Source organism: Ameyamaea chiangmaiensis (assembly GCF_013376175.1).
GTDB lineage: Bacteria > Pseudomonadota > Alphaproteobacteria > Acetobacterales > Acetobacteraceae > Ameyamaea > Ameyamaea chiangmaiensis.
On sequence record NZ_JABXXR010000083.1, the window covers coordinates 1 to 12,332 of the forward strand.

The 12,332-nt window shown below is 62.1% G+C and carries 8 protein-coding genes and 1 pseudogene; 6 read left to right on the forward strand and 3 right to left on the reverse strand.

Annotated elements, in window-relative coordinates; all coding sequences use genetic code 11:
* Positions 1–1,259 (forward strand): betaine-aldehyde dehydrogenase (gene betB, locus HUK82_RS10650; RefSeq protein WP_176613934.1); only part of this gene is annotated, 1,259 nt, incomplete at its 5' end.
* On the forward strand, positions 1,259–2,935 hold the full coding sequence (gene betA, locus HUK82_RS10655; RefSeq protein WP_456304200.1) for a choline dehydrogenase: 1,677 nt from the start codon (positions 1,259–1,261) through the stop codon (positions 2,933–2,935). The genes betB and betA, both read left to right, overlap by 1 nt.
* A 155-nt stretch (positions 2,936–3,090) precedes the next feature.
* Here betA and HUK82_RS10660 read toward each other — a convergent pair whose 3' ends face one another.
* Positions 3,091–5,493 (reverse strand): TonB-dependent receptor, encoded by a 2,403-nt coding sequence (locus tag HUK82_RS10660; RefSeq protein WP_246495678.1) that lies wholly within the window; start codon positions 5,491–5,493, stop codon positions 3,091–3,093.
* Between the two features lie 931 nt (positions 5,494–6,424).
* On the opposite strand from HUK82_RS10660, the gene betC reads away from it, so the two are divergent.
* From betC to purU, 4 genes are all read left to right on the forward strand, one after another.
* Positions 6,425–7,963, forward strand: a complete 1,539-nt coding sequence (gene betC, locus HUK82_RS10665; RefSeq protein WP_176613936.1) for a choline-sulfatase — start codon at positions 6,425–6,427, stop codon at positions 7,961–7,963.
* Positions 7,964–8,001: 38 nt separating this feature from the next.
* Positions 8,002–8,952 carry a glycine betaine ABC transporter substrate-binding protein gene (locus HUK82_RS10670; protein WP_176613937.1) on the forward strand — a complete coding sequence of 317 codons (951 nt, stop codon included), beginning with the start codon at positions 8,002–8,004 and terminating at the stop codon, positions 8,950–8,952.
* A gap of 334 nt (positions 8,953–9,286) precedes the next feature.
* A complete protein-coding gene (locus tag HUK82_RS10675; RefSeq protein ID WP_176613938.1) occupies positions 9,287–10,363 on the forward strand; it encodes a GlxA family transcriptional regulator in 1,077 nt (358 codons plus the stop codon).
* A 27-nt stretch (positions 10,364–10,390) separates the two neighbouring features.
* Positions 10,391–11,242, forward strand: coding sequence for a formyltetrahydrofolate deformylase (purU, locus tag HUK82_RS10680; RefSeq protein ID WP_176613939.1), 852 nt, complete (start codon positions 10,391–10,393; stop codon positions 11,240–11,242).
* Between the two features lie 30 nt (positions 11,243–11,272).
* On the opposite strand, the gene HUK82_RS10685 is transcribed toward purU, so the two are convergent.
* The gene (locus HUK82_RS10685; protein ID WP_176613940.1) at positions 11,273–11,773 is read right to left on the reverse strand and encodes a prolyl-tRNA synthetase associated domain-containing protein; all 501 of its coding nucleotides are present in this window, start codon (positions 11,771–11,773) and stop codon (positions 11,273–11,275) included.
* Positions 11,766–12,332, reverse strand: a pseudogene (locus tag HUK82_RS10690) (hypothetical protein); the annotation flags it as partial. The gene HUK82_RS10685 and the pseudogene HUK82_RS10690, both read right to left, overlap by 8 nt.

Here is a 12,332-nt window from a genome sequence, read left to right on the forward strand (position 1 = left end):
AGGTCCTGCGGCGCGCGGCCGAACTGCTGCGGCGGGACAATGCCGCGCTCGCGCGCCTCGAAACGTTGGATACGGGCAAGCCGATCGCCGAGACGTCGAGCGTCGATGTCGCATCCGGCGCCGACGCGCTGGACTATTTCGCGGCGCTGGCGGCAACGATGACGGGCGAGAGCGTCGATCTCGGCCCGAGCGCCTTCGGTTACACCCGCCGCGAACCGCTGGGGATCGTGGCGGGCATCGGTGCGTGGAACTATCCGCTTCAGATCGCCTGCTGGAAGGCGGCACCCGCGCTGGCGTGCGGCAACGCGATGATCTTCAAACCCGCCGAACTGACCCCGCTGACCGCGATCAGGCTCGCGGCGATCTTCCGCGAGGCGGGGCTGCCCGACGGCGTGTTCAACGTCGTTCAGGGGGCACGCGACACGGGACAGCTCCTGACCCGATCGCCCGACATCCGCAAGGTGTCGCTGACGGGTGAAGTGGGAACGGGACGGCGGGTCATGGCCGATGCCGCGGCGACGCTGAAATACGTCACGCTCGAGCTGGGCGGCAAATCGCCGCTGATCGTGTTCGACGACGCGCATATCGACAATGCGGTGTCCGCGGCGTTGCTGGCCAACTTCTATTCAGCCGGGGAGGTCTGCTCGAACGGCACGCGCGTTTTTGTGCAGCGCGGTATTCGCACGCAGTTTCTGGCCCGGCTCAAGGCGCGCATTTCGGCCATGACGATCGGCGATCCGCTGGACCCGCGAACGGACGTGGGGGCACTGATTTCGGAGCCTCACATGAACAAGGTGCTGTCTTATATCGAGACAGGGCGGCGGGAAGGCGCGGAGATCCTTGTCGGCGGTCGCCGCGCCACCCACGGCGCCTTGCACCGTGGCGCTTTCGTCGAGCCGACTGTGTTTGTCGGTTGCCAGGATGCGATGACGATCGTGCGGGAAGAGATTTTCGGCCCCGTCATGGCCGTCCTCGACTTCGTGGACGAAGACGAGGTGGTTGCGCGCGCCAACGCCAGCGACTTCGGGCTGGCGGCGGGCGTCTTCACCCGCGATCTGGCCCGTGCACACCGGGTGATCGCGCGGATGGAAGCCGGTACGTGCTGGATCAACCAATATAACGTCACACCGATCGAGCTACCGTTCGGCGGCTACAAGCAATCGGGGATCGGACGGGAAAACAGCCGCGCGGCGCTCGATCACTACACCCAGATCAAGAGTGTGTATGTCGCGCTTGGCGATGTCGAGGCACCTTACTGATGCAGGAATTCGATTATGTCATCGTCGGTGCGGGATCGGCGGGATGCGTGCTGGCCAATCGCCTGACCGAAGACGGTCGGCACAGCGTGCTGCTGCTGGAATTCGGCGGCAGCGACAAGTCGGTGATCGTCCAGATGCCGAGTGCCCTTGCCATGCCGATGCATTCCCGGCGCTTCAACTGGTTTTACGAAAGCGAGCCCGAGCCGCACCTTGGCGGACGGCGTCTGCATACACCGCGCGGGAAAGGATTGGGTGGCTCGTCCTCTATCAACGGCATGGTGTACGTGCGTGGCCATGCGCGCGATTTTGAGGAATGGGAGAAACTGGGCGCGCGCGGCTGGGGATATCAGGACGTTCTGCCCTATTTCCGGCGCGCGGAAGAGTGCGCGGAAGGCGAGGATTCCTATCGTGGGCGCGGAGGATATCTGCACACACAATATGGGACGCTCGACAATCCCTTGCATGCGGCATGGATGAAGGCCGGCGAGCAGGCCGGATATGGGTGCACCGAGGATTATAACGGCTTCCGCCAGGAAGGCTTCGACCGCATGAGCATGACGGTGAAGAACGGTCGACGCTGGAGCACCGCCAACGCCTATCTCCGTCCGGCCATGAAGCGTCCCAATCTCACGCTGGAAACCCATGCCCGCGTGACGCGGATCCTGTTCACGGGCCAACGGGCGACGGGCCTTCTCTATACGCGCGGTAGCGACGTGCACGAAGTGCGGGCGCGGCGCGAGGTCGTTCTGTGCGGTGGGCCGATCAATTCGCCACAGTTGCTGATGCTCTCGGGAATCGGTCCGGCAGCACAGCTACGGGCGCACGGAATACCGGTGCTCGTGGATCGTCCGGGAGTTGGCGAAAATCTTCAGGACCATCTGGAATTTTATTTCCAGGTGGCGTGTCGCCAACCGATCAGCCTGTATTCGGCCATGTCCCCCCTGGCCAAGATGCGGATCGGCCTGCGATGGCTTCTGTTCAAGAACGGCCTTGGCGCCACAAACCATTTCGAGAGTTGCGGGTTCATTCGCAGCCGTGCCGGTGTCCGCTATCCCGATATACAGTTCCACTTCCTGCCTCTGGCGGTAACGTATGACGGCAAAGGGCTTGCCCGTGGACACGGGTATCAGGCGCACGTGGGACCGATGCGTTCAAAAAGCCGGGGCTGGGTGCGTCTGCGTTCAAACGATCCGGCGCAAAAGCCCCTGATCCAGTTCAATTATATGAGCCACGAAGAAGACTGGGCCGACATGCGGGCCTGTGTCCGTCTGACGCGCGAGATTTTCGCGCAGCAGGCCTTCGACGCTTATCGGGGCGAGGAACTTCAACCCGGCGCGACCTGCGTCACCGACACACAGATCGACGCGTTCATTCGCCAGAAGGTCGAAAGCGCGCTGCATCCGTCCTGCACCTGCGCGATGGGCGCGCCCGATAATCCCATGGCAGTTGTCGACCCGCAGGCGCGCGTGATTGGCGTGGACGGGTTGCGGGTCGTCGATTCGTCTATCATGCCACGCGTGACAAATGGCAATCTCAACGGCCCCACGGTGATGATCGCCGAAAAAGCAGCCGATCAGATTCGCGGACTGCCACCGCTTCCGCGTTCGAACGCGCCCTATTTTGACGCTCCGGACTGGCAGGAACGCCAGCGTATCGGTCTCCCGGAACGTTCCTGAGAGAGTACTGCGTTCCAGTGCTCGGGGCACCGGAGGGGGCTGAACCACCTGCGCCCAGTCCGTCCGGCGCCCCCACGCCCTGGCACGTCTGAGGGGCCGCCGGGTGCGACCAACCACTTCGGCGGCCACACCCGAACACAACACCGCCGAACTGGCTAGAATTCCGCCTTCACGGACCCGAAGAACTGCCGGGGAGCACCCAACAGGAAGGTCTGCATGTCTCCTGAAAGCGGGAAGCCGTTTTCACCCATCGTCGACACGTAGGTCTGGTTGGTGAGGTTATAGATGTTAAAATCGAATTCCAGGTTACGCACGAAATTCAGCGCGTGGTTATATTTCCCAAGCCCCCCGAATCGGTAACGCATGCCGAAATCGGCCAGCCAATACGCCGGCACCTTTGCGTCTCCGACATAACTCAGGTTACGCTTGGACATATACGACGCGTCGATGTGCGCGTCGAAATTCCCGTATTCGTAGCTCAGGCTCGACTTGTACATAAAGCGCGGGTACGCGATGACCTGCTGGCCACGGGAATAATAGGTCGTTCCCTGCGTCGTGATATTGCTGTCGTAGGTCGAATGGTTCCAGCTGACGCTGTTGTAGAGCGACAATCCGCGCATCAGACGCATCGTCAGGCCGGCATCCACGCCGTTCATGGTGATATCGCCGACGTTCAACACCGTGGAGACGGGATTGACGATCGAGCCAGACGTGATCTGCTGCAAACGGTTATAGAAGTTCGTGTGATAGGCATGCAGCGTCGCATCCATAAAGTGATCGGAATAACGATACCCCACGGCAAACGCCCAGTCGCTCTCCGGCTTCAGGGATGATCTGGCGAAGTCGAAAGCCGCCTGCGTGACCGCAAAGGGCGATGCGACCGTCTTGAACTGGCCGAGCGGATAGGCGTGAACGTTTTCGGCCACATCGAAATAGAGTTCATGGTGTGTCAGGAAGTGCCAGTCACCGCTGATGTGCGGCAGAAACGCCCGCGCTGTCGTCAAAGTACCCGCGGCCTCGGCACCGGCGCCATAATACGCCGTGTTATAGTAACCGTCGCCCGCCCGAGACGTGTTCAGCAACGACTTGAAGCCGAAATGCAGCGCGACGTTCGGCAGGGGATTGTAGGTATCCTGCACGAACGCCGTGAAGGTGTTCGTGTTGATCGTCTGTCCGAACAGTTGCATGAACGGCGTCAGCTTGTTGAAATTACCAAGCGTGTTGATCGGCGTCCCCTGAATGACACCATTGACGACCAGAGGCTGCTCGTAACCATACATGGTCGAGTCAAATTTATTGTTCTCGTACCAGACGCCCGCCTCCAGATGATTATGGGCGACGTCATACTGCACCGAGGACAGGATGCCGAACCGCTGAATGCTCGGCTCCTTGACCTGCTCAAACATCGGAGCACCGTTGGGCGAGGAATAAAACGGGTTGCTCCACGTGTTGTATTGTTTCTCCCCGTGACCGTAAATCGACGTTTTCCAGCGTAGTCTTTCCGTCAGGCGAAAATCACCTTTCAAGCCACCGAAGACGTCCGTCGATGCGGACGCACCATCATAATAGGCGGCGTCGGCCTTGTCAGTGATACCGTTCAGGGAACTTGGATAATTCCCCAGCGCGGCCGCATAGGACGCCAGATAGCCGCTCGCCTGGCCGTTATAGTAGTTATCGATGTACTTTCCGCCATGCTTCCATATGTCGAGGGAATAGTCCTGATAGTTGTACTGCATATACTGGCTGAAATCGAAGAACGCCGAGATCTTGCTGTCCTGTCCGACAGGCTGCACCAGTTTGGCGTTCACCTGCTGGAAAAACTGGTTGCCACCACCTTTCCACTTGTCCGTGTTGTTGCGCATATACGACACGTAAAACTTGGTCCCCGTGTGGTTCAACTCACCGCTGTCCAGACGAACGAACGTATGAAACAGGTTGTTGCTACCAAATGTCTGCGCGATCGTAGCCCCTCGCAGGGCCTTTGGATCCGATGAATGATACTCGATCGAGCCGCCGAGATTGTTTGTGCTGGCGACGGACTCCGCGCCGGCTCCGGTTGAGACGTCCAGCCGTTCGACGTTTTCCGAACTGATCGCCTGAATCGGGCTGAGACCATTGTAGTTCCGGTAGGCCAGCTCGCCCAGCGGGATATCATCCAATGTGGTACTGATCTGGTTCTGCAAAAAGCCGTGCATGTAAATCTGCGTCGACCACGTATCGACACCTTGCGGGTCATCGGACTGGAACATGACACCGGGTTGCTGGGACAACACCTTGAGCGGGTTCGTTCCGGGGACGGAGCGCGCGATCGCGGTCGCACCGACCGAAATCATCGTGCCATGCGCCCGCCTGCGTGCCGAGACCGCGATGTCTTCGTTCCGTGCCGCCGAATCAATGATGGTACGGCGCGACCCGGACGACACGTTTTGTGACGAGGCGCGGGACGCTACCGCCGGATGTGCCGAGGCCGCCTTCGTGCCACGCGGCGGCGTGCCTGTCGTTGCCGCGCGTCCGATGGACACGGCGGCGGCGGAGATGACCGTCGTCGAAAGAAGCATTGAAGCGAAGAAAACACGTCCGCGATGATTAGGCCGTCGCATAGATCAAGCACTCCGATGGTCGTTTCGTCAGGCTGAACGGTTGCGGCGGTCAGTCGGGCTGACACCGGTACCCCGAAACGAAATCGCCTGTCCTGACGAACCCGTTCCCGAGCGCCGCAGAATGGAGCACGCACCGCTTGTCGCGGAGTCGAAGAGAGCAAACGTCTTTGCGTAAAGAATTTTTTCTTTCGATATCGTGACGATATCTCGCCATCCGGAGCGGACGCAAGTACGAACCAGAGCATGCCGCGCGCCTGCTTCCCATGGCACACGCTTTTTTAAATACATTGCAAATGTGCAACATACAGTAGGCATGCCGCTTCGCTCCGCAATATAAATATTGAATATTTTCGACTAACGCATGAACGAAGGCGACATCACAGATCTATTATTTTATTGTCGACTTCAAAAAACGCCGAAACCGCCATTCATTATGAATATTAAGAGTATTTACTGCCCGGTAGCACCGTCTTCCGCGATAAGACACACGTTCTCATGTCTGTGCACGCGCGCCCCTGTCGGACAAATCTACAGTAGCCAGACCCGGCGAAAGGGAAGCAATTCGCATTGGAGTTGCCGCGCCATTCGCGCAGCCGGTCCGAACTACACCGATATGGAACCACGCTGTGCCCGTTCCTATCCGCCGCCAGACGCGAGGGTCGCCCGGGTCCTCTTATGATGATCGCCATGCATGGTGGGGCCGTGGCCTGTGAAGGACACTGGACGAAGCAGGTGCGACGTGATCTCGTGTGGCATCCGGCCGTAACGTGTCGGACCGACAACAGGCGATGACGCGTACCTTCACGCGATGCGAAACGGCCATGCACTAACCTCGGCGTCGCCAACACGATGGGCCACGGCTTCTTCTCGGAGAACGGGACACTCCCTTATGCGCGAACAACCCGATATCCTGATCCTGATGGCCGACCAGATGAAGGCGAGTGCCCTGCCCGCCTACGGCAACACCGTCGCCAGGACGCCGCATCTGGACGCACTGGCCAGACGCGCGGTGGTGTTTGACAACGCCTATTGCAATGTTCCGCTGTGCGCGCCGTCCCGGGCCGTGTTCATGAGCGGACGGCTGGCCTCGCGGATCGGCGCGTATGACAATGCCGCCGAGTTTCCCGCCCAGACGCCGACATTTGCCCACCATCTGCGTCTGGCCGGTTACGAGACGATCCTGACCGGAAAGATGCATTTCTGCGGCCCGGACCAGCTGCATGGCTTCGAGACGCGACTGACCACGGACATCTACCCCGCCGACTTCAACTGGACACCGGACTGGACCCGTTTCGACGAGCGTCTGGAATGGTATCATACGATGAACTCCGTCACCGAAGCCGGCAAATGCGTGCGCACGAACCAGCTCGATTTCGACGAGGAAGTCACCTTCAGCGCACGACAGAAGCTGTTCGACCTCGCCCGTGATCCGGACCGCCGGCCTTTTGCCATGGTGGTGTCGCTCACCCACCCGCACGATCCGTTCACGATCCCCGATCCGTGGTGGAGCCGCTATACCGACGCGGAGATCGACATGCCCCGGGTGGCAGCCCCCCCGCCGCAGGACCGCGATCCGCACATGGCGCGTCTGCGTCACATCAATGGCATGGATCTGCAGAACACGAGCGAGGCGCAGGTCCGCGCCGCCCGTCACGCCTATTATGGTGCGTGCTCGTTTGTCGATGACTGCTTCGGCCACATCCTCGCCACGCTCCGCGACACGGGCATGGACCGCAACACCATCGTGATCGTGATCGCCGACCATGGCGAGATGTTGGGCGAACGCGGCCAGTGGTATAAAATGAGCTTCTTCGACGATGCCTGCCGCATTCCGCTAATGATCTGCGCGCCGGAGCGTTTCGCCCCACGGCGCGTCGGGGCGAGCGTCTCGCTGGTCGATCTTCTGCCCACGTTGTGCGACTTGGCGGGACAGAGGGACACGCTGCCCGGCGACGGCCGTTCGTTGCTGCCCTATTGCATGGGACAGGACGACGAGGGGCTGGCGCTGGGGGAGTATACGGCCGAAGGCGCGGTCGCCCCCATCGTGATGATCCGGCGCGGGCGCTGGAAATTCGTGCACTGTCCCACCGATCCGGACCAGTTGTACGACCTTCAGGCCGATCCGCTCGAACTGGTCAATCTCGCCCCCGATCCGGGCCATGCCAGACTGTGCGAGGCCTTCGCGACTGAAGTGGCCAGCCGCTGGAACCTCCGTGAGCTCCATGACGATGTCCTTGCGTCCCAGCGCCGTCGACGGCTCGTGGCCGACGCAATGCGCAAGGGGGTACCGCCGACATGGGACCATCAGCCACGACGCGATGCCGGCTCGCTGTACGTCCGCAGCCATATGGACCTCGAGGTGCTCGAACGCCGCGCTCGTTTTCCAGCGCCCGGTCAGCCCGTATCTGAACTGGGAGACAGCCCCTGACCCGCAGGATACGCACGCGCGCGGCGCTGCTGGGTCTTGTGCTCGCACCGGCTTTCGCGCCGTGTGCGGGCGCCACCGACACCCCGGCAACCGTCGGCAGGGCCGATCCGCCGTCGTGCGCGCCGATCCGTCTGTCCGATGTGGGATGGACCGACGCGGAGGCCGTCACCGCCGTTGCCGCGCAGTTGTTTGGCGCCCTTGGCTATCAGCCGCAGGTGCCTATGCTGACGCTGACCATGACGTACGTCGCGATGCGCGACAGACGCGTGGACGCGTTCCTCAGTAACTGGGAGCCATCAGGCCATACGGCCATCGCGCCCTTTCTGGCCGATCACAGTGTCCAGCGCATCGCGACCAATCTGTCCGGCGCGCATTACACGCTGGCGGTTCCCGACTACGTCTGGCAGGCAGGCCTTCGTGATTACCACGACATCGCCGCGTGGAGCGGTCGGCTCGGCCATGTGATTTTCGGACTGGAGGCTGGCAACGACGGCAATACGCTCGTGCTCGACATGATCCGGAAAAACGCGTTCAACCTCAGCCATTTCCGGCTTGTCGAAAGCAGCGAGCAAGGCATGCTCTCGCAAGTGGACCGCGATGTCCAGAGCCGTCGCCCGATCCTGTTCCTCGCGTGGGAGCCGCATCCCATGAATATGCGTTTCTCCCTGCGCTATCTCACCGGGGGCGAGGCCGTGTTCGGCCCGGACGGAGGGGCGTCGGTCCACACCGTCGTGCGCCGCGACTACGATGTGGCGTGCCCCAATGCGACGCGTTTGCTCGCCCGGATACGTTTTACAATACCCGACGAGAACGAGATGATGATGGCGATCCAGCGCGATCATACGCCGCCCAACATCGCCGCCTGGCACTGGCTGCATGATCACCCCGATGTCTGGCGCGGCTGGCTTGACACGATTGTCACCCGCGATGGCCAACCCGGCCGACCGATGGTCGAGGCACTTATGGCCGCGCCGCCGCCCGCTCCGTGACGCACCGCGCCGGCGCAACGTTCCGACGACCGCGCGTCACACACGGATTCCGACGCGCGTCAGATCCACGCGGGCCCCGCCCGACCGACAACACGGGGTCTGGCCCCGCACCCCGTCACGTTTCGATCGCTCATACGAACCCGGTCGTACCGCCGCTTCCACACGTGATGCCCCCCGCCCCGCCCCCGCGCAATTGACCGGCTGTGTCGTAAAAAATGAAGTTTATGTCGCTATTTAAGAAGGAAGCAGACGTTTTCCGCCCGTAATCTTGTTTCGGATCAGCAATCACGTGCCGGACCGCATTGCCGGATCCGGCTCAGCCGGGAGAGTGGTCATGTCAGAAGGAGCGTCCGGCGAGACGAAACCGCGACTGCGCGTCGGCTTCATCCTTGCCGAGCATTTTACCCTCTCCGCGTTCGCGCTGTTCGTCGACCATCTGCGCCTGGCCGCCGACAAGGACGACCGGAGCCGCCCGATCCATTGTTCCTGGCAGGTCCTGTCTTCCTCGGTCCACCCGGTACGATCGAGTTGCGGTGTCGCGATCGCACGTGACGCGTCTTTGGGCGATCCGCGCGCGTTCGATTACATCGTCGTGGTCGGCGGCCTTTTGTACGGACAGAAACAAATCGACTACGTAACGGCCATATGGCTGCGCCGGGCTGCGGAGATGGGTATCACGTTAGTCGGTGTCTGCACCGGCACGTTCGCCCTCTGTCAGGCCGGGCTGATGGAGAATCGCCGCGTCTGCGTCAGCTGGTATCATCATCAGGATTTTCAGGACGCCTTTCCCGCGCACGAAGCAGTCAGCGACCAGATGTTCCTCGACGATGGCGACCGCATCACGTGCTCGGGCGGGGGGGCGGCGTCTGACGTGGCGTTGCATCTGATCGAACGCAGCATCGGTCGCCCGGCTGGGCAAAAGGCAAGCCACATCCTGCTGATGGAACGCGCCGGCAAGATCAGCAACCAGATACGCCTGCAGCCACAGCCCCCCACCCTGGCCTCCGAAACCCGCTTTGCCGACCCCCGAGTCCGACGCGCGGTGTTGCATATGGAACAGAACATGACGCGGCCGTTGCCGATCACGCAGCTCGCCGCGCGACTGGGTATTTCCAGCCGCCAGCTCGAACGCCTGTTCCAGACCGCGCTGGGCCGCAAGCCACAGGATTTCTATCGCTCGCTGCGCCTACGCCATGCCCGTGCGTTGCTGGAAGCCGGCGAGATGAGCGTGACCGAAGTCGCCATCGAAATGGGCTTCTCGGACTGCTCGCATTTCTCCCGCCACTTCAAAACGCTGTTCGGCATCAGCCCGAGCGCCTGCCATCGTACCCCGCTGCCCGATTTCGCGCGCCCTCACGCCGCGCCGGAAATGCTGTCGCATGTCGGTATTCGCCTGTTCTCCAATCAATGACGATCACCTGAAAAGATACCCTGATCCATGGCCCATTCCGACGCGCATGTCCTGATCGTTACCTGTGCCAGCCAGGCGGGGCTGGTCGCTGCCTGGTCAGGTTTCCTGTTTCAGTCTGGCGCGAACATCATCGAAATCAACCAGCATGCCGACCTGGCCGAGAGCCGGTTCTTCATGCGCATCGCCTTCACCGCCGACGCGCCGCCCGACCAGGACATGCTGGCAGCAATCGCCGCACGGTTCGATGCCCACTGGCAGCTTCATCTGCCGCGCGAGCGCCAGCGCGTACTGATTATGGTCTCGAAATTCGACCATTGTCTGGCCGACCTGCTGTACCGCTGGCGCATCGGCGAACTGGCGATGGACCCCGTTGCCATCGTGTCGAACCACCCTCGCGCGGCGACCCAGGCGGTCGAGATCGGCTCGATCCCGTTCCATCACCTTCCCATCACCCGCGACACCAAGCACGAACAGGAAGCCCGTCTGCAGGCATTGATCGCGTCGAGCGGCGCGGATCTGGTCATTCTCGCGCGCTACATGCAGGTGCTGTCGGACGAGATGTCATCCGCCCTCGCAGGCCGGTGCATCAACATCCATCATTCCTTCCTGCCCGGATTCAAGGGTGCGCGCCCCTATCACCAGGCGCATGCGCGCGGTGTGAAGCTGATCGGCGCAACCGCCCATTACGTCACGACTGATTTGGACGAAGGGCCGATCATCGAACAGGATGTCGAGCGCATCACGCACGCGGATACGCCCGAAGACCTGATCCGCAAGGGGCGCGATGTCGAACGCCGCGTCCTCTCCCGCGCCGTAAACTATCACCTTCAGCATCGTGTCATCCTCGACGGACACCGCACCGTCGTGTTCCCGGACTGATACCCGGCTCTCTCCGTCGGGGCGCGAACGTCACGTGGTCCCGGCGACGCTCTCCAGCGTGAACACGATCGGCGCGATCCCAAGATCGTCCATGATCCGACCGAATTCACGGCGTGGAATGACCCAGGTTTCGGTGTTGTCCAGCGGATGGCAGGTGATGGCGTCAGCCTCGAGCAGCGAAGATTCGATGGCAAAGCGAACCTGATGCTGCCTGTCGGCCACCAGACTGAGCGGTCCCAGCGCCCCCGGCTCGGTGCCCAAAACTGAGCGCATGAGGTCGGGACTGGCAAAAGACAGGCGCTTGGTCCCGATCAGCGCCGGCAAAGCCTTCATGTCCAACCGGCAATCCGCCGGCACCGTGACCAGCACCAATACGCCCTTGGCGTCTTTCAGGAACGCATTTTTCGTGTGCGTGCCCTCCAGCCCCCCGTAATGGCGATGCGCCTCCTCCACCGTGCCGACGGGGGGATGACGCACGCCCTTCGGCTGAAAGGCCAGTCGATCCAGCAACGCACGCAAGGCATCATTCATTCAAAGGTGCTCCTTGTGATGGTTCGAGCACGCCAAGCGCCCGGAGATGGTCGCGCAGGACGGACGCGGCTTCGGCGATATCGGGATGGTCCAGCACCTGTCCCGCCCGTGCGTGTGCCGTGGCACCGATCAGGCGCGGGCGCGCGCGATAGGGCCGGTCGATCCCGTTCGGCGCGATATCGGCCGCGACCGAGGGCAACGCGGGCGTGGGGACGATCCGCAACTCGACCCGGCGCGCCCGGTCGAAGACGAACGGGGGCGCGGGTGCCGCGTCATGAGCGCACAGAATGCAGGGCATGCGGACCCGGGCCTGCCGGCGCGCACCCTGTGGCAAGCCGATCGTGACAGGTAACCAACCGTCGGTCACCGCGCCGACCGCGATCACCCCGGCCAGAAGCGGCCAGCCGAGACGTTCGGCCAGCAGATAAGGCAGCATGCCGCTATCGTCGCCGCCGCATGCCCGCCGACCGGCCAGCACCAGATCCGGCGGATCGACGCGCAGGAACGCAGCCAGCCGGTCGACCGCGTCACCCGGGCCCTCCACACAGTCCACGCGATC

Coding starts and splice junctions, on each gene's coding strand:
- betA (WP_456304200.1), top strand. CDS start 1,259: ATGCAGGAATTCGATTATGTCATCGTCGGTGCGGGATCGGCGGGATGC.
- HUK82_RS10660 (WP_246495678.1), bottom strand. CDS start 5,493: ATGCTTCTTTCGACGACGGTCATCTCCGCCGCCGCCGTGTCCATCGGA.
- betC (WP_176613936.1), top strand. CDS start 6,425: ATGCGCGAACAACCCGATATCCTGATCCTGATGGCCGACCAGATGAAG.
- HUK82_RS10675 (WP_176613938.1), top strand. CDS start 9,287: ATGTCAGAAGGAGCGTCCGGCGAGACGAAACCGCGACTGCGCGTCGGC.
- purU (WP_176613939.1), top strand. CDS start 10,391: ATGGCCCATTCCGACGCGCATGTCCTGATCGTTACCTGTGCCAGCCAG.
- HUK82_RS10685 (WP_176613940.1), bottom strand. CDS start 11,773: ATGAATGATGCCTTGCGTGCGTTGCTGGATCGACTGGCCTTTCAGCCG.